Below are 18,146 nucleotides of genomic sequence, written 5' to 3' on the forward strand. Positions count from 1 at the left end.
TCGACGACCGATCGGGTAGGTGCCGTGCGTCGCCGCATCCCCCCGCGGCGGCGGAGGGAGCCGTGTGAGCACCGCGTTCGCCGGGCCGGGGACGGCCCGCCCCACCGAGGGGTCCAGGCCGCCTCCACCGAAGGTCCGGACGCCGCCTCAGCGACCTACTACTCAAGGCTGAGATGAAGACCGTCCGTCGCGGTGATCTCAAGCCGGTGACCCCACGGCAAAGATAGGTAACATGGCCCAAACCGCCCCAGCACCCCCCAGAGGCCAGCCCCGGCCCGGCGGTCGCGACCGCGACACCCGGCCCGGCCCGGCCGCCGCTCCCGCCGTCTGGCGCGAGCTGCTCCTCATCGCCGTCTTCTACACGGGCTATACCCTGACCCGGCTCGTGCTCGTGTCGGACGGCACCGCCCCCGCCTTCCGGCACGCCGAGCAGATCCTGCGGTTCGAGCGGTTCCTCGGGATCGACGTCGAACTGGGACTCAACCAGACGCTGCTGCACCTCCCCTGGCTGGCGCGCACCGCCAACATCTTCTACGCCACCGCGCATTTCGTGATCACGCTCGCGGTGGTGGTGTGGGTGTGGCGCTGCCGTCCGGCCGACTACCGGTGGCTGCGGACGTCGCTGATCACCGCGACGGCCGTCGCGCTGCTCGGCTTCTGGCTGTACCCGCTCGCGCCGCCGCGCTTCCTGCACGCCGAAGGCTTCGTGGACCCGGTGACGGCCCTGCACTCGCTCGGGCTGTACGCCAGCGACGCGTCCGGGACGCTCACCAACCAGTACGCGGCGATGCCGTCGATGCACGCGGGCTGGGCGCTGTGGTGCGGGTTCGTGGTCGCGAGGCTGGCCTCGCGCCGGTGGGTGCGCGTCGCCGCGCTGCTGTATCCGGCGACGACGCTGTTCGTGATCCTCTCGACCGCGAACCACTACGTGCTGGACGCGGTCGTCGGGATGGGCCTGATCGGCGCGTCGCTGGGCCTGGCGTGGCTCGCCTACCACCGGTGCCCGGCACGCCTGTCGGGGCTGCCGGGCAAGGCGCTGACGCGGCTCCGCCAGCACCAGAGCACGGCTCCGGCGACGTCGCGAAGCTCGTCGGCCGCCTGAACCGCCGCAGGGGCGCCCCGGGAGACCCCCCGGGGCGCCCTTCGCCTATTCGACGCCGTAGAAGACGCGGTCCACGACCGCGCGGGCGTGGCGGGCGCGGCGGCGGTAGTCCTCCAGCAGCTCGCCGGTGGCCGCGTAGCCGAGCATCTGGGTGATGGACGTGCGCTCGTTGTGGTGGTCGGTCGGCAGCAGGTCGGACGCGCGTCCGCGCACGAGCATCATCGCGCCGCGCAGCCGGGACGCCAGCCGCCAGGCGTCGGCCAGGGCCTCGGCGTCGGACGCGTCGAGCAGGTGCGCGGCGACGGCGGCGTCCAGCGCGGCCAGCGTCCGGGTCGTGCGCAGCGCGGGCACCTCCCAGGCGTGCTGGAGCTGGAGGAGCTGCGCGACCCACTCGACGTCGGACAGGCCGCCGGGCCCGAGCTTCATGTGCAGGCGACGCTCGACGCCGCGCGGCAGCCGCTCGGACTCCATGCGCGCCTTCAGCCGCCGGATCTGGCGGAGCGCGTCGTCGTCGATGCCGTCCTCGGGCCAGCGGATCGGGTCGATGAGGGCGCGGAACCTCTCGTTCAGGTCCGCGTCCCCGATCAGCGGGTCCGCGCGCAGCAGCGCCTGGCTCTCCCACGGCGCCGACCAGCGCGCGTAGTAGGCGGCGTAGGACGCCAGCGAGCGGACCAGCGGCCCCTGCCGTCCCTCCGGGCGCAGGTTCGGGTCCAGCTCCAGCGGCGGGTCGGCGGCGGGCAGGGCCAGGAGGCGGCGCGTCTCCTCGGCGACGGCGTGCGCGGCGCGGCCCGCGTCCGCGTCGTCGGCGCCGGGCAGCGGGTCGTGGACGAACATGATGTCGGCGTCGCTGCCGTAGCCCATCTCGTGGCCGCCGAACCGTCCCATCGCGACGATGGCGAGCCGGGTCGGCAGCGGCGCCCGGCGCTCCATCTCGATCTTGCTGGTGGCGGCCTGGAGCGCGGCCTCCAGCGTGACGGTCGTGATGTCGGTCAGGGACTCCCCGACCGTCTCGATGTCGGTGAGGCCGAGCACGTCGGCGACCGAGACGCGGAACAGCTCGCGCCGCCGGACGCCGCGCGCCGCCGCGACCGCGTCCTCGGCGGGCAGCGCCCCGCCCGCCTTGCCGCCCGGGGCCCCGTCCGACCCGGTGTGCCGCCGGACGGCCGCGAGGGCCTCGCCGCGCAGCGCCGCGAGCGGCCGGGGTGTCAGCTCCGCCTTGCTGCCGAGGATCGTGACGGCCTCGGGAGCGCGCAGGAGCAGGTCGGTCGCGTACCGGCTGGTGCCGAGGACGCGCGCCATCCGCTCGGCGACCGTGACCTCGTCGCGCAGCAGCCGCAGGTACCAGGGCGTGGCGCCGAGCGCGTCGCTGACCTTTCGGAACGCCAGCAGCCCGGCGTCGGGGTCGGGGGCGTCGGCGAACCAGCCGAGCATGACCGGCAGCAGCGTCCGCTGGATCGACGCGCGCCGCGACACCCCGGACGTCAGCGCCTCGATGTGCCGCAGCGCGCCCGCCGGGTCGTGGTAGCCGAGCGCGACGAGCCGCGTCCGCGCCGCGTCGGGCGTCAGCCGGGCCTCCTCGCCCGGCAGCTTGGCGACGGCGCGCAGCAGCGGCCGGTAGAACAGCTTCTCGTGGATCCGGCGGACCTCGCGGGCGTGCCGCCGCCACAGGGCGGTGAACTCCCCGACCGGCTCGGCGCGCAGCCCGAGCGCGCGGCCGAGCCGCCGCAGGTCCGCCTCGTCGTCGGGGACGAGATGGGTGCGCCGCAGGTGGTGGAGCTGGACGAGATGCTCGACGCGGCGCAGGAACCGGTAGGCCGACGCGAGCGCGGCGGCGTCGTCGCGGCCGACGTACCCGCCGGCCGACAGGGCGTCCAGCGCGTCGAGCGTGGTGGGGCTGCGCAGCGACTCGTCGGCGCGGCCGTGGACGAGCTGGAGGAGCTGCACGGCGAACTCGATGTCGCGCAGCCCGCCGGGGCCGAGCTTGAGCTGCCGTTCGGCCTCGGCGGAGCGCCGGTGCAGGTCGGCCTCGACGCGGCGGCGCATGTCCTGGACGTCCTCGACGAACTTCTCGCCCTCGGCGGCCTTCCACACCAGCGGCGTGATCGTGTCGAGGTAGCGCTCGCCGAGCCCGGGGTCGCCCGCGAGCGGACGGGCCTTCAGCAGCGCCTGGAACTCCCACGTCTTGGCCCAGCGCTCGTAGTACGCGCGGTGGCTGTTCAGGGACCGGACGAGCGGCCCGGCCTTGCCCTCGGGCCGCAGCGCCGCGTCCACCTCCCACAGCGAGCCCTCGACGGTGCTGGCCGAGCACGCCCGCATCATCGCCGACGCGAGCCGGGTGGCGACGCGCAGCGCGGCGTCCTCCTCGACGCCGTCGGCGGCCTCGGCCACGAAGATGACGTCGACGTCGCTGACGTAGTTCAGCTCCCGTCCGCCCGCCTTGCCCATGCCGATGACGGCGAGCCGGCAGGACGCGTGCTCGGGCACCTCGGCGCGCGCGACGGCGAGCCCGGCCGCCAGCGCGGCGGCGGCGAGGTCGGCGAGGTCGGCGGCGACGCCGGACACCTCGGCGGCGCCGGTGAGGTCGAGCCCGGCGAGCGCGAGGAGCTGGCGGCGGTACTCGGCGCGCAGCGCGACGAGCGTGTCGCCGCCCGACCCGGACGCGACGGGGTCGGGGGCGGCGGGGTCGGCGCCGACGGCCCGCAGCAGCGCGGCGCGCAGTTCGGCGGCCCGCAGCTCCCGGGACGGCTCGACGTCGTCGTCGCCCGGCAGCGCGCCCTGCCCGGTCGTCGCGGGGAAGTCGGCGGGCGTCGCGCGCAGGACCGACCAGTGCCCGGGGTGGCGGGCGAGGTGGTCGGCGAGGGCGTCGCTCACGCCGAGGACGGCCAGCAGCCGGTCCCGCACGTCGGGCTCGGCGCCGAGCGCGGTGCGCAGCGCCCCGCCGAGGCCGCGCTCGTCCGCCGCGGCGAACAGCCGCAGCAGGCCGCCGAGCGCGAGGTCGGGGTCGGCGGTGCCGCCGAGCGCGCCGATCAGCTCGTCGCCCGGCAGGGTGCCGGGGCCGCGGTCGGCCTCGGCCAGCAACCGCTCCGCCCGGGCGGCGTCGGTGAAGCCGAGCCGCGCCAGGCGACCGGTCAGGGAGGGACGGCGTTCAGAGGTCCACGACTCGCTCACGGCGTCAACGGTAAACCCGGGAAGCCCCGTACGGACGGCCGGAGGGCACTACGAGCCGATCTCAAATCGGCCCGTTCCGGCCGCGCCGTCACAGGATGCTGATCAGCCGCTTGCGCTCGAACTGGGTCACCTCGCGCCGGTACTCCTCCCACTCCTGCCGCTTGTTGCGGAGGAAGAAGTCGAAGACGTGCTCGCCGAGCACGTCGGCCATCAGCTCGCTGTGCTCCATCGCGTGGATGGCGTCGTCCAGGTCCTGCGGGAGCGGCTCGATGCCGAGCGCGCGGCGCTCGGCCGGGGTGAGCGCCCAGACGTCGTCCTCGGCGCCCGGCGGCAGCTCGTAGCCCTCCTCGATGCCCTTCAGCCCGGCGCCGAGCATGGCCGCGAACGCGAGGTAGGGGTTGGCGGCGGTGTCGAGGGAGCGGAACTCGACGCGCGTCGCGTGGCCCTTGTGCGGCTTGTACATCGGGACGCGCACGAGCGCGGACCGGTTGTTGTGCCCCCAGCAGATGTAGGACGGCGCCTCGCCGCCCGCGCCCGCCGTGGACCCGACGCCGCCCCACAGCCGCTTGTAGGAGTTCACCCACTGGTTGCAGACGGCCGTGATCTCGGCGGAGTGCCGCAGCAGGCCCGCGATGAACGCGCGGCCGACCTTGGAGAGCTGGAACTCCGCGCCGGGCTCGTAGAAGGCGTTGCGGTCGCCCTCGAACAGCGACAGGTGGGTGTGCATGCCCGAGCCGGGGTGCTCGGTGAACGGCTTCGGCATGAACGAGGCGTACACGCCCTGTTCGAGCGCGACCTCCTTCATGACGAGCCGGAACGTCATGATGTTGTCGGCGGTGGTGAGGGCGTCGGCGTAGCGCAGGTCGATCTCCTGCTGGCCGGGCGCGCCCTCGTGGTGGCTGAACTCCACCGAGATGCCCATGGCCTCCAGCATCGTGATCGCGTTGCGCCGGAAGTCGTGGGCGGAGCTGTGCGGGGTGTGGTCGAAGTAGCCGCCCGAGTCCACCGGGGTGGGCTCACGGCCGTCCTCGGGCCGGTCCGACAGGAGGAAGAACTCGACCTCGGGGTGGGTGTAGAAGGTGAAGCCGAGGTCGGCGGCGCGGGCGAGCGTCCGCTTCAGCACGAACCGGGGGTCGGCGAAGCTCGGCGTGCCGTCCGGCATGAGGATGTCGCAGAACATGCGGGCGACGCCGGGGCTCTCGCTGCGCCAGGGCAGGACCTGGAACGTCGACGGGTCCGGCTTGGCGATCATGTCGGCCTCGTAGACGCGCGCGAAGCCCTCGATCGCCGACCCGTCGAACCCGATGCCCTCGCCGAAGGCGCCCTCCAGTTCCGCGGGTGCGACGGCGACGGACTTCAGGAAGCCGAGAACGTCGGTGAACCACAGCCGGATGAAGCGGATGTCGCGCTCCTCCAGCGTGCGGAGCACGAACTCCTGCTGACGGTCCAATGCCTTCTCCCTCGGTGGTGCGGTGCCGGCCGGCGCTCACCGGTCCCCCGGCCCCTTCCCGCGCGGCCTCCGGGCCTAACGCGGGGCCGGGACCCCCGATGACGTGGCGCTGGTGCCGACAGGTACGCCTCGCTTGCAGTATGCCCCGCCGCTGTTACCGCGACGTTACGTCCGTTCCGGCGGCCCGGACCCGCCCCGCGGGACGCGGTGCGCAACCCGGGCGCGACTAGGACAAACTTTGCCATACGAACGGCCCGCGCCACACCGGCGGACGGGTGCGCTACCCCTTACCGAGGCCGGTTCCGCTGTCAGCGGACGAGTCGGACGCGCGTCCCGGATCCACCGCCGACGCGGGGTCCAGGACGCGGGCTAGGAACTCGCGGGTGCGCGGCATCCGGGGCTCGGCGATGACCTGCGCGGCGGGTCCGGACTCCACGATGACGCCGCCGTCCAGGAACACGACGCGGTCGGCGACCTCGCGGGCGAAGCTCATCTCGTGGGTGACGACGAGCATGGTCATCCCCGCTTCGGCGAGCTTGCGCATGACGCCGAGGACGTCGCCGACGAGTTCGGGGTCCAGCGCGGACGTGGGCTCGTCGAACAGCATGACGTCGGGGCCCATCGCGAGCGCCCGCGCGATCGCGACGCGCTGCTGCTGGCCGCCCGACAGCCGCCGCGGGAACGCGTCCGCGCGGTCGGCGAGCCCGACGCGGGCGAGATGTTCGCGTGCGATGCGCTCCGCTTCGTCACGTGATCGCCGCAGAACCTTCATCGGCGCGACCATCACGTTCTCCAGGGCGGTGAGGTGCGGGAAGAGGTTGAACTGCTGGAAGACCATGCCGATGCCGCGCCGGAGCGCGTCGAGGTCGGCGTCGGGGTCGGTGATCTCGGCGCCGTCGACCAGGATCGTCCCGGCCGTCGGCTCCTCCAGCAGGTTCACGCAGCGCAGCAGCGTCGACTTGCCCGATCCGGACGGGCCGATGACGCACACCACCTCCCCCGCCGCGACGGTCAGGTCGATCCCGCGCAGGACCTCCTCGTCCCCGAACGCCTTGCGCAGCCCGGTGATCTCGATCGCGTTCATCGCGCCTCCCCGCGCCGCCGTGTCTCCAGCCGCCGGGCGAGGTGGCCCAGCGGGATCGTGATGAGCAGGTAGCAGAGTCCGGCGACGACGATCGGGGTGGTGTTGCCCTTCTCGCTCGCGAGGTCCTGCCCGAACTTGGCGAGTTCCCGCTGGCCGAGGGACACGCCGATGAACAGCGCCAGCGACGAGTCCTTGAACAGGAGGACGAGTTCGTTGGTGAGCGGCGGGATCACCGTCCGGAGCGCCTGCGGGATGATGATCGTCCGCATCGCGCGTCCGTGCGACATGCCGAGCGAGCGCGCCGCCTCCATCTGGCCGCGCGGGACGGCCTCGATGCCCGCCCGGATCGTCTCGGCCATGTAGGCGGCCGAGACGAGCGCGAGCGCGAGCCCGGCCTGCCCGTAGACGCCGCCCGGCAGGTTCGTCCCGGGGAAGGCCAGCGGGACGCCGACGCCGACGAAGATGAAGATCAGCAGGGCGGGCAGGCCCCGGAACACCTCGACGTACGCGACGGCGAACCAGCGGTACGGGAGCACCGACGACAGCCGCATCAGCGCGATGAGCAGCCCGGCGGCCAGGCCGAGGACGAACCCGATCGCCGTGTAGAGGACGGTGTTGCGCAGCCCGACGGTGATGATGTCGGGGAACAGGCCGCCGATGACGTCGGTGTTGAAGAAGTTCGTCCGCAGCGAGTTCCAGTCGGCGAGGACGGCGAGCAGCGCGATGACGGCGGCGAACGCGGCGTACTCGGCGCCGCGCACGAGCCGGCGGCGACGGCGCCGCGCCGCGCCCGCGCGCAGGGCCGCGGTGGGTCCGGTGGCCACGGTCAGCTCCCCGCGGGCATCGGGCCGATCCACTTCTCGTAGATCCGCCGGTAGGAGCCGTCGGCGCGGGCCGTCGCGATCACCTGGTCGATGATCTTCACGAGGCCGGGGTTCTGGTCCTTGCGGACGGCGAACCCGTACTTCTCGCCCGTGTCGTAGTTGCCGTCCAGTCCGTAGGCGGCGTTGGCGGGGTCCTTCAGCCAGCCCTGGATCACCGGGTAGTCCTCGATGATCACGTTGACGCGGCCGGTGCGCAGGCCGTTGAGCAGCGACGCCGAGTCCTTGAACGAGACCGTGTCGAGCTTCTGCGAGCGCGCGTACTCCTCGCCCGTCGTGGACGCCTGGGAGCCGACCTTCACGCCCGCGTCCTTCACCTCCGCGAGCGTCCCGTACCGCTGGCCCTTCTTGCCCATCAGCGCCTGCGTCGCGGTGAAGTACGGCGTGCTGAAGGTGAGGAACCGGGCGCGGTCCGGCTTGATCGTCATGCCCGCCGCCGCGAGGTCGCACTTGCCGGCGTTGAGCGCCGAGCCGGTCTTGATCGTCTCGAACGGCGTGTCCACGATCTTCTGCGTCACGCCCAGCTTCTTCGCGACGAGGTCGATCAGGTCGACGTCGAACCCGACGACCTTGCCGCCCTGCTCGGACTGGAACGGCGGATACGGCAGGTGCGTGCAGGTGGTGAGCGCGCCCTTCTTGACGAGGTGCGCGCCCTGGACGGTGGCGGAGTCGTCGCCGCCGCAGGCGGTTGCCCCGGCGGCCAGGGCCAGCGCGGTGAGGGCCGCGCCGAGCGCGGTGCGGACGGGTCTGCGTCCGGGCATAGGGAGCCTCCTTCGGATCACGAAGATCAACGCACTCTGCCACGGTCCGTGGCCGGAGGCGAAGGGCGGGGGCGCGGAGCCGCCCGTCCCCCGTTCCCTTTCCCGGAACTTGACGTGGCGATCGCGGCGCCGGTCCACGACCGCTCCTTACCATGATCAACATTGTGGACGTCTCCTCCTTGCTGCACTCGCTCGGCGACCGCGTGACCGCACCGGCCGGTCCGGTGGTCCCGCGCGCCGACGCGCACGCCCTGGCCGAGCGCCTGGAGGACTGGACGCGCGCCCGGGGGCTCGGCGCGGGCGTCCGGCCGCTGGCGCGCTGCGAACGGCTGGCCGTCCGGCTGTTCCCGGCCGCGCCCGCCGACCGCGTCGAACTGTTCGCGCGCTGGACGGTCTGGGCGTTCGCCCTGGACGACCTCACCGACACCGATCCCGTCGGCCGCAGCGCCAACGCGGTGCACTCGCTCTACGCCGACCTGCTCGGCGCGCTGCGGCGCGGCGCGGCCCGGCCCGGTGCGCGCCCGCTGGAGGAGTCGCTGGCCGAGCTGTGGCGGGAGACCGGCCCGCAGATGAGCCGGACGTGGCGGCGCCGCTTCGTGTCCCATCTGGAGGACCACCGGACGGGCTGCGCGCAGGAGGCCGTCGACCGCCGGATGGGCGACCTGCCCACGCCGCGCGCGTACCCGAAGCTGCGGCGGCGCGCGGCGGCTCCGTTCCTGTTCGACCTGATCGAGCCGGTGCTCGGCGTGGAGCTGCCGCGCCCGGTGCTCGGCACGCCGTGCTGGACGACGCTGATCGAGGGCACGGCCGACGTCATGGCCTGGTGCAACGACGTCGCGTCCTATCCGCGCGAGACCAAGGACGGCGACGTCCACAACCTCCTGACCGTCCTGTCGGCCGCGTACGGGCTCGGCCCGCAGGAGGCGGGCGCGGCCGTCGCCGACCGCATCGAGGCGCGGACCGAGCAGGTCGCGCGGGCCGCGCGCGGCATGCCCGGCACGCTGGACGCCGTGGACTGCGCGCCGGAGGACCGCGCCGCCGTGGAGCGCGTCGCCCGCGTCCTGCGCGAGGCGCCCCGCGCGCATCTGGACTGGCTCGGCGAGTCCGGCCGGTACCTGGACCACCTCTGGGCGGACCTGTCGTCCGTCGCGCTCTGACGGCTCAGTCCCCGGCCGCCGCGAGCGCGTCGCCCGCCGCCGTCCGCGCGTACAGGACGCGGCGGCCGAGCCGGTGCCCGGTGACGAGCCCGCAGGCGCGCAGGACGCCGAGGTGCTGGCTGACCGCGCCGGGCGTCACGCCGAGCCGGCGCGCGATGTCGGTCGTCGCGGCGGGCGTCGCGATCGCCGCGAGGACGGCCGCGCGGCCCCGGCCGATCAGCGCGGCGAGCGCGTCCGGCGGCGCGGCGGGGGCGGTCTCCCAGAGCGTCCCGACGCCGACCGGCGGGTAGCTGAGCATCGGCTGGTAGGGCGGGATCATGACCGACACCTGCGGCCAGACGAACGCGCTCGGCACGAGCAGCAGGCCCCGGCCGAGCAGCGGGACGCGGTAGTCCCACTCGCGGTCCACGGTGAGGACGCCGTCGCGCCACGCGACGCCGGGGTGCAGGTCGGCGAACACGCCCTCGGCGCCGCGCACGCCGAGCGCCTGGGTGCGGCGCAGGACGTCGCCCTCCAGCAGGTCCCGGACGCGCTCCCAGGACGGCGCGAGCGCGATCTCCCAGTACCGCTCCAGCAGCCCGGTGACGCGGTCGAGCGTCGCGGCGGGGTCGGCGGCGAGCGCGGCGCGGGCGGCCCGCGCCGCCCGGACGGGCTCCAACTCGCCGATCTCCTCGGCGACGGTCGCGGGCGGCGTCGCGGCGACCCGCGCCAGCTCGGCCGCGAAGTCGGGCAGCGGGCTCCCCGGCGGCGGGGTGAGGAAGTCGGGGATGTACCCGGCCGGCGGGATCAGGGCGCGCAGCGGCGCGAGGTCCAGGCCGCGCAGCTTCGGCGCGACCGTCCGGACCCACGGCAGGTGCAGGGCGTGCCCGGACGGGTCGGCGAGCACGCGCAGGCTCCGCACGGCCTCCCAGAGCGGGGAGAACGCGAACCGGACGCGCGCCACGTCCCCCGGCGCGAAACCGAACTCGATCACCCCGGCCTCCTCCTTTCAGTCCAGGCTAAATCAGTTGGGCGGGAACCCGGCCGCCCCGCAGGATCGCGGACGTGGCCTCCCTCGACTCCCCCGCCCCTCCCGGCCGGTTCGCCGCGTTCCTCGCGCCCCGGATCGGCGGCCTCCCGCGCGTCTTCTGGGTGCTGTGGGCCGGGACCCTGATCAACCGGCTCGGCACGATGGTCGAGCCGTTCCTCGGGCTCTACCTCGTCACCGCGCGCGGCCTGTCGGTCGGCGCGGCGGGCGCGGTCGTCGCCGTGCTGGGCGCCGGGTCGCTCGCCGGGCAGCTCGCGGGCGGCTACCTCGCCGACCGCGTCGGCCGCCGCGTCACGCTGACGGGCGGGACGGTCGGCGCGGGCGCGGCGATGCTGGCCGTCGGGTACGCGGACGGCATCCCGTCGATCATCGCGGCGGCGCTGGCCTGCGGGTTCTTCCTCGACATGCACCGGCCCGCGTCGGCGGCCGTCGTCGCCGACGTCATCGGGCCGCACGACCGGCCGCGCGCGTTCGGGCTGCTGTTCTGGGCCGTCAACCTCGGCTTCGCGACCGCGATGGTCCTCGGCGGCGTGCTGGCCGCGCACGGGTACCTGCTGCTGTTCTGGATCGACGCGCTCACCTGCGCGGCGTACGGGCTGCTGGTGTGGCGGGCCGTCCCGGAGACCCGTCCGGAGCGGACCCGCGACGACGCGGGCGGCGGCTTCGCCGACGTGCTGCGCGACCGCGTCCTGGTGGCCTACGTCGGGCTCTCCGCGATCTACGTGTTCGTCATCCTCCAGAGCATGACGACGATGCCGCTGGCGATGCGGGCGGACGGTCTCGGCCCCGGCGCGTACGGAGCGGCCGTCGCGGCGAACGGCGTCCTGATCGTCGTCGTGCAGCCGGTGGTGAACACCTGGCTGGCCCGCCGTGACCACTCCCGCGTGCTGGTCGCCGGGAACGCGCTCGCCGGGGTCGGGATCGGGCTGACCGCGCTCGTCGACTCGCTGCCCGGCTACATCGTCACCGTGCTGCTGTGGACGTGCGGGGAGATCGTGTCCTCGGCCGTCCTCCAGGCCGTCGTCGCCGACCTCGCCCCGCCGCACCTGCGCGGCCGGTACAACGCCGCGTACGGCGTCGCGTGGGCGGGCGGGTACCTGGTCGCGCCGCTCGGCGGCACCCAGCTCCTCGGCCTCGGCGCGCCCGTGCTGTGGCTGACGTCCGGGGGCCTCGGCCTGGCCGCCGCGCTCGGCCAGCTCGCGCTCGCCCCGGCGATCCGCCGCCGCCACTTCTCGTCAGTTTGACGATACCGGGGGCCGGTGATCTAGGCTGATCGTGTGCCTCAGCTCAGGATCGCTCTCGCGCAGGTGAACCCGACCGTCGGCGACCTCGACGGCAACGCCCGCCTCATCGTGGAATGGGCGCGGCGCGCCGCCGACCGCGGCGCCCACCTCGTCCTGTTCCCCGAGATGATGCTCACCGGCTACCCCGTCGAGGACCTGGCGCTGCGCGGGTCGTTCGTCACGGCGTCCCGGCGGGCGCTGGAGCGGGTCGCGCGGCGGCTCGCCGACGAGGGGCTCGGCGAGCTGCCCGTCGTCACCGGCTACCTGGACCGCCGCGCCGACGCCACCGGCGGACGCCTCGGCCAGCCCGCCGGGGCGCCGCTCAACGCCGCCGCGTGGCTGCACCGGGGCGAGGTCGCGGTGCGGTCCGCCAAGCACCACCTGCCGAACTACGGCGTGTTCGACGAGTACCGCATCTTCGTCCCGGGCGACCGGCTCCCGGTCGTGCGGCTGCACGGCGTGGACGTCGCCACGATCGTCTGCGAGGACCTCTGGCAGGACGGCGGCCCGGCGAGCGCCGCCGGGGCCGCCCGCGCGGGCCTGCTGCTGGCCCTCAACGCCTCGCCGTACGAGCGGAACAAGGACGACGTCCGGCTCGACCTGTGCGCGAAGCGGGCGCGCGAGGCGGGCTGCGCGCTCGCCTACGTCAACGCGGTCGGCGGCCAGGACGAGCTGGTCTTCGACGGCGACTCGGTCGTCGTCGGCCCCGACGGCGCGCTGCTGGCCCGCGCGCCCCAGTTCGTCGAGCACCTGCTCGTCACCGACCTGGACCTGCCCGCCGCGTCCGACGGCACGCCCGCGACGTCCCACGACGACAGCGACGGCACGACGATCACCATCGACCGGTACGCCCTGGACGCCGCCGCGCCCGCCGCCGCCGGCCCCGAGCCCGCCGAGGTCTTCGAGCCGCTGGACGACCCCGCCGAGATCTACGGCGCGCTCGTGACCGGCACCCGCGACTACGTCCGCAAGAACGGCTTCCGCTCGGTGATCCTCGGCCTGTCCGGCGGGATCGACTCGGCGCTCGTCGCGACGATCGCCGCCGACGCGATCGGGCCGGAGAACGTCCACGTCGTCCTGCTGCCGAGCCGCTACTCCACCTCGCACTCGGTGAGCGACGCCGAGGAACTGGTCAAGCGGCAGGGCCTCAACGCCCGGACGGTCGCGATCGCCGACATGGTCGCGGCGTTCGAGGAGCAACTCGACCTGCACGGCCTGGCCGCCGAGAACCTCCAGGCCCGCATCCGCGCGAACGTCTGGATGGGCCTGTCCAACGAGCACGGCCACCTCGTCCTCACCGGCGGCAATAAGAGCGAGCTGGCGACCGGCTACTCCACGCTCTACGGCGACTCGGCGGGCGGCTTCGCGCCGATCAAGGACCTCGTCAAGACCAGCGTGTGGGCGCTCGCGCGGTGGCGGAACACCGCCGTCGGGTCGGACGTGCCGTTCCTGCACCCGTTCCCCGACGAGCCGATCCCGGACGAGATCATCGTCAAGGAGCCGTCGGCGGAGCTGCGGCCCGGCCAGCGCGACGTCGACAGCCTGCCGCCCTACGACGAGCTGGACCCGCTGCTCGTGGACTACGTCGAACGCGACCTCGGCCACGACGCGCTCATCGACGCCGGGCACGACCCGGAGCTGGTCGACAGGATCATCCGGCTGGTGGACCTCGCGGAGTACAAGCGCCGCCAGTACCCGCCGGGGCCGAAGATCACGGCGAAGAACTTCGGCCGCGACCGGCGGCTCCCCATCACCAACCGGTGGCGGGAGCCGTCGGAGCAGTGACGCGGCAGTGACGCGGCAGTGACCCGGCAGTGCCCCGCTACTCGCGGTGGTGGTTCTCCCCGGGCCAGGACGGGACGGGCTCGTCGTCCTTCTCGTCCTGCCCCGGCACCGCCTGCTCGCACCACACGACCTTGCCCGCCGCCGTCCGGCGCGTGCCCCACCGGTCGGCGAGCTGGCTCACCACGAGCAGGCCGCGCCCGCCCTCCTCGTCGTCGTCGGCGTGCCGGAGCCGGGGCAGCGCCGCCGACCCGTCCAGCACCTCGCAGACGAGCGACCGCTCGTAGAGCAGCCGCAACTCGATCGGGCCCTTGGCGTCCTTGGCGTACCGCATCGCGTTCGTGATCAGCTCGGTGGCCAGCAGCTCGGTGCTGTAGACGAGGTCCGACAGGCCCCACGCGTCGAGCTGCGTCCGGACGAACCCGCGCGCCCGGCGCACCGCCGCCGGCTCCGACGGGACGACCCACGACGCGAACCGGTCCTCGGGCAGGCGCCGCAGCCGCGAGATCAGCACGGCGATGTCGTCGCGGTGCTGGTCGGCGTAGACGCCCGCGAGGATCGCCTTGGCCATCTCCTCCATCGGCCGCGTCGCGGTGTCCACACCGAAGACGCTCTGGAGCCGGGCCAGGCCGTCGTCGATGTCGCGGCCCCGGTTCTCCACCAGGCCGTCGGTGTAGATGACGAAGACGCTGCCGTCCTCGACCGCGAACTCGCGGCTCTCGATCGCCGCGCCGCCCGCCACGCCGAGCGGCGGCGCGGGCGGGATCGTCAGGTACTCGTTGGTGCCGTCCGGCGCGACCAGCAGCGGCGGCAGATGGCCCGCCGAGGCGATCTCCAGCGTCCCCGACGTCGCGTCGTACACCGCGTACAGGCACGTCGCGAAGTGCGGCTCCTGCTCGCCCAGCTCGATCATCAGCTCATGCATGACGTGCAGCGCGTCGGCCGGGGGGAGTTCCAGGTTCGCGAGCGTGTGCAGGGCCGTGCGGAGCCGTCCCATCGTGACGGCGGCCTTCACGCCGTGGCCCGCGACGTCCCCGACGATCAGCGCGACCCGCGCGCCCGGCAGCGCGATCGACTCGTACCAGTCGCCGCCGACCTCGACCAGCTTGCTGCCCGGCAGGTAGCGGTGCCGGACCTCGACCGGCGACGGCGCCGACAGCCCGGTCGGCAGCAGGCTGCGCTGGAGCGCGAGCGCGGTGGCGCGCTCGCGGCTGAACCGGCGCGCGTTGTCGACCACGATCGCGGCGCGGTTGGCGAACTCCATGCCGATCTCGACGTCGTAGGCGTCGAACCGGCGGAAGCCCGGGATGCGGGAGCAGGCGATGAAGCCGAGCAGGGTGTCCCGCGCGACGAGCGGCAGCAGGACCATCGACACGCCGGTCAGCAGTTCCTCGGCCGGGGCGCGGCGCCACCGTCCGGCGATCTCGCGGGCCGCGTCGGCGTCCAGGACGGGCAGGTGGACGGGCCGCGCGGTCTCCAGCACGTCCCGGTAGGGCGTCCCGTCCGGAAAGACCAGAACCTCCCCTTCCGGGAATGTCGCGGTCCACAGTTCGTTGCCGTCGTCGGACGTGACCGCGAGGCGCCGCAGCACCGCCGCACCGCTCTCGGCGTGGACCTCGTCGGCCGCGACCAGGCTCTCCAGGACCAGGACCTCGGCGTAGGTGCAGTAGTGCGGGACGACGACGTCCACGAGCCCGCGTGCGCTCTGGTCGAGGTCGAGCGAGGCGCCGAACCGGGTGAGCTGGTCGTCCATCAGCGCGCGGCGCATGCGCGCCGGGTCCTGGTAGCGCTCGCTCGGCGGCAGCGCGACCCGGACGAACAGCAGCCCCGACGGCGCTCCGGCGGAGTCCTCGGCGACCATCGGCTGCGCGGTGACGACCGCGTCGGTCGTGCCCGCCTCCCCGCGCCGCACGGACAGGACGGCGGTGCGCTCCTGGCGCGCGGTGATGCCCTCCAGCAGGGCTTCCAGATCGGCCTTGGCGTCCCCGTCGACCAGGTCGGCCGCCGGGCGGCCGATCAGCTCCGCCGGTCTGCGCCCGACCACCTGCTCGGCGTTCGGGCCGCACTGGACGATCCGGCGCTCGCCGTCGACGCCCAGCACGAGCGTCCGCGAGGCCGAGTCGTCGGTGGGCGCATCGCCGCGCGGGGCCATGACGGATTTCACCTGACGCGCTCCCACAGCCAGTCGTCGGACCTGTCCTCCGCGTCAGTATGGAGCATCTGACGGGCGGAGGGGAGAAGACCACGCTTACCGCCCTGGAAGCGCGCGTTTACGGCCTTTTGCGAACCCCCACGTTGTCTTCCTGGAATCGACGGGGGTACCCGAATCGTTCTGTTAGTGGCACGATCGTTCAGGTCTGGGTACGCCACCGTGGCGCCTCAAGACCGGAGGTATCTTCATGTCTTCTGCAATCGGCACCGGCCAGCCGTCCGCGCTCTACGGCGGGACGGGCGGACGGCGCGTCACCGTCCGCGACATCGCCCTCGCCAAGCAGCGGGGCGAGAAGTGGCCCATGCTCACCGCCTACGACGCGCAGACCGCCCGCGTGTTCGACGCGGCGGGCATCCCCGTCCTGCTCGTCGGGGACTCGGCCGCGATGGTCGTCTACGGCTACGACTCCACCATCCCGGTCACCGTGGACGACCTGATCCCGCTCACCGCCGCCGTCGTACGGGGGTCGCAGCGGGCGCTCGTCGTCGCGGACCTCCCCTTCGGCTCCTACCAGGCCGACGTCCCGACGGCGCTGACGAACGCCGCGCGGTTCCTCAAGGAGGGCGGCGCGCACGCCGTCAAGCTGGAGGGCGGCCGGCGCGTCGCCCCGCAGATCGAGGCGATGGTCGCGGCCGGGATCCCCGTGATGGGGCACCTCGGCCTGACCCCGCAGTCCGTCAACGTCTTCGGCGGCTACCGCGTCCAGGGGCGCGGCGAGTCCGCCGCCGAGCTGATGTCGGACGCCAAGGCGCTGGAGGCGGCGGGCGCGTTCTCGGTCGTCCTGGAGTGCGTGCCCGAGGAGGTCGCGCGGGAGGTCACCGCCGCGCTGTCGATCCCGACGATCGGGATCGGGGCGGGCGCGGGCACCGACGCGCAGGTCCTCGTCTGGCAGGACATGGCCGGGCTGACGCCGCGCACCGCCAAGTTCGTCAAGAAGTTCGCCGACGTGGACGCGGTGCTCGGCGCCGCCGCCACCGAGTACGCGCGCGAGGTCGTGGGCGGGACGTTCCCCGGCCCCGAGCACTCCTACCACTGATTCAGGGCGCGGGCGCGGGGAGCTGTCCGGCGGGCAGCTCCCCCTCCCGGGGCTCGGGGACCTCGGGCGTTCTCTTGATCTCCTCGGCCAGGGTCCGGACGGCGGCGCGCAGCACGTCCGGCCCGGCGATGTTCATCAGCAGCAGGCCGAGGTTCAGCGCCTTCTGCCGGTCGGTCATGTCGCTGCCGGCCAGGGCGTCCACGGCCGTCCGCAGGGCCTGCTGGTCCTCGGCGGACACGTTCTGGAGCAGGCCGAGGCAGTACGTCGGCAGCGCGAGCTGCGCCAGCGCGAACGAGACGCCCCGCATGATCTGCCCGGCGACCTCGGCGCGCGTGCTGGCCTGCATCCGGTCCACGCCCCGGTCGGCGGCGGCCAGCAGCGACGTCAGCAGCGTGCTCGGGCCGACGGCGACGTCCTCGTCCCCGACCCGGACGGTGAACACCGCGCTGCGGAACACCATCATCGAGCCGAGGCTCGCGACGAGCACCTGCGTGGCGCCGACGACCGACGGCGAGTGGACGCCGAACTTCCAGCCGTAGGTGCGCATGAGCAGCAGCGACGCGGCCCCGGCGCCGCCGTTGATCAGGACGTAGACCCAGGTGCTCACGACGCGCAGCAGCGCGACGGGACGGTCCCGGTAGCGGCTGACCAGTTCGGCGACGCCGACCAGGCAGCTCAGCGAGATCGTGACGAGATAGCCGGTCATCCCGCGGCGCGGCCCCGCACGATCCGGACGACCTCGTCCGCGGTGGCCGGGCCGCCCGCGTGCTCGACCGCCACCATGCCGTCGTCGCGCAGCCGCTCGACCGCGTCGGCGACGTCCAGCAGGCGCAGGCCGGTGCCCCGGCAGATCTCGGCGAAGGTCTGCGCGCCGTGGCCGGACGCGAGCTGGTCCAGCACCCGGCGGCGCGATTGTGCGGGGTCGGGGTCCTCCGGCCTCGGGCGCGAACCGCCCGACGCGTCGGACTCGCCGCCCTCGCCGCGCGGACCGCCCGGTTCGCCCGGCTCGGACCGCGAGACACCGGTGGCTCCCGACGCGAGCCCCTCGCCGCGCCGCCGCGGCGCGAGGAACGCGCTCCACGGATCCGCCGAATGGTTATGCCTCATGGGTCACCTGTCCCCTGTCCCTGTCCGACCGGTCGATCGTAGGCCGCGACGGCGGCCGGTGGGCGGCGGAACACCGATGGGATCCCCGGATCCGCG

General features: G+C 74.1%; 14 protein-coding genes. 5 read left to right on the top strand and 9 right to left on the bottom strand.

The features are described 5' to 3' along the window. The first annotated feature begins 232 nt into the window (after positions 1 to 232). Positions 233 to 1,102: a phosphatase PAP2 family protein gene (locus BTM25_RS13965; RefSeq protein WP_103563340.1), complete on the top strand. Its 870-nt coding sequence runs from the start codon at positions 233 to 235 to the stop codon at positions 1,100 to 1,102. A 45-nt stretch (positions 1,103 to 1,147) separates the two neighbouring features. Here BTM25_RS13965 and BTM25_RS13970 read toward each other — a convergent pair whose 3' ends face one another. The 5 genes from BTM25_RS13970 to BTM25_RS13990 form a co-directional block, all read right to left on the bottom strand. Further along, on the bottom strand, positions 1,148 to 4,270 hold the full coding sequence (locus BTM25_RS13970) for a bifunctional [glutamine synthetase] adenylyltransferase/[glutamine synthetase]-adenylyl-L-tyrosine phosphorylase (protein ID WP_103563341.1): 3,123 nt from the start codon (positions 4,268 to 4,270) through the stop codon (positions 1,148 to 1,150). 88 nt (positions 4,271 to 4,358) lie between these two features. Continuing rightward, entirely contained in the window at positions 4,359 to 5,720 is a 1,362-nt protein-coding gene (gene glnA / locus BTM25_RS13975) for a type I glutamate--ammonia ligase (RefSeq protein ID WP_103563342.1), read from the bottom strand. 280 nt (positions 5,721 to 6,000) lie between these two features. Beyond that, positions 6,001 to 6,804: an amino acid ABC transporter ATP-binding protein gene (locus tag BTM25_RS13980; RefSeq protein ID WP_103563343.1), complete on the bottom strand. Its 804-nt coding sequence runs from the start codon at positions 6,802 to 6,804 to the stop codon at positions 6,001 to 6,003. After that, positions 6,801 to 7,628: an amino acid ABC transporter permease gene (locus BTM25_RS13985; protein WP_205648112.1), complete on the bottom strand. Its 828-nt coding sequence runs from the start codon at positions 7,626 to 7,628 to the stop codon at positions 6,801 to 6,803. The genes BTM25_RS13980 and BTM25_RS13985 overlap by 4 nt, the downstream gene beginning before the upstream one ends. A gap of 2 nt (positions 7,629 to 7,630) precedes the next feature. Next, a complete protein-coding gene (locus BTM25_RS13990; protein ID WP_103563344.1) occupies positions 7,631 to 8,446 on the bottom strand; it encodes an ABC transporter substrate-binding protein in 816 nt (271 codons plus the stop codon). 152 nt (positions 8,447 to 8,598) lie between these two features. Here BTM25_RS13990 and BTM25_RS13995 point away from each other — a divergent pair, with 152 nt between their 5' ends. Further along, positions 8,599 to 9,603 (top strand): terpene synthase family protein, encoded by a 1,005-nt coding sequence (locus tag BTM25_RS13995; protein WP_235828403.1) that lies wholly within the window; start codon positions 8,599 to 8,601, stop codon positions 9,601 to 9,603. 4 nt (positions 9,604 to 9,607) lie between these two features. Here BTM25_RS13995 and BTM25_RS14000 read toward each other — a convergent pair whose 3' ends face one another. Further along, entirely contained in the window at positions 9,608 to 10,576 is a 969-nt protein-coding gene (locus tag BTM25_RS14000; protein WP_103563345.1) for an ArsR/SmtB family transcription factor, read from the bottom strand. Between the two features lie 71 nt (positions 10,577 to 10,647). Between BTM25_RS14000 and BTM25_RS14005 the strand changes: the two genes are divergently transcribed. Beyond that, positions 10,648 to 11,874 (top strand): MFS transporter, encoded by a 1,227-nt coding sequence (locus BTM25_RS14005; RefSeq protein ID WP_205648113.1) that lies wholly within the window; start codon positions 10,648 to 10,650, stop codon positions 11,872 to 11,874. Positions 11,875 to 11,907: 33 nt separating this feature from the next. Further along, positions 11,908 to 13,698, top strand: a complete 1,791-nt coding sequence (locus BTM25_RS14010) for an NAD+ synthase (RefSeq protein ID WP_103563346.1) — start codon at positions 11,908 to 11,910, stop codon at positions 13,696 to 13,698. A gap of 37 nt (positions 13,699 to 13,735) precedes the next feature. On the opposite strand, the gene BTM25_RS14015 is transcribed toward BTM25_RS14010, so the two are convergent. Next, entirely contained in the window at positions 13,736 to 15,859 is a 2,124-nt protein-coding gene (locus BTM25_RS14015; protein WP_235828404.1) for a SpoIIE family protein phosphatase, read from the bottom strand. A 235-nt stretch (positions 15,860 to 16,094) separates the two neighbouring features. Here BTM25_RS14015 and panB point away from each other — a divergent pair, with 235 nt between their 5' ends. Beyond that, positions 16,095 to 16,943: a 3-methyl-2-oxobutanoate hydroxymethyltransferase gene (gene panB, locus BTM25_RS14020; protein WP_103563348.1), complete on the top strand. Its 849-nt coding sequence runs from the start codon at positions 16,095 to 16,097 to the stop codon at positions 16,941 to 16,943. 1 nt (position 16,944) lies between these two features. Here the strand turns inward: panB and BTM25_RS14025 are convergent, their stop codons facing one another. Together BTM25_RS14025 and BTM25_RS29210 are read right to left on the bottom strand one after the other, a co-directional pair. Further along, entirely contained in the window at positions 16,945 to 17,649 is a 705-nt protein-coding gene (locus tag BTM25_RS14025) for a hypothetical protein (RefSeq protein WP_103563349.1), read from the bottom strand. Further along, entirely contained in the window at positions 17,646 to 18,050 is a 405-nt protein-coding gene (locus BTM25_RS29210; RefSeq protein ID WP_146059057.1) for a hypothetical protein, read from the bottom strand. Before BTM25_RS29210 ends, BTM25_RS14025 begins: the two co-directional genes overlap by 4 nt. Between the last annotated feature and the right edge of the window lie 96 nt (positions 18,051 to 18,146).

The organism is Actinomadura rubteroloni, assembly GCF_002911665.1.
Taxonomy (GTDB): Bacteria; Actinomycetota; Actinomycetes; order Streptosporangiales; family Streptosporangiaceae; genus Spirillospora; species Spirillospora rubteroloni.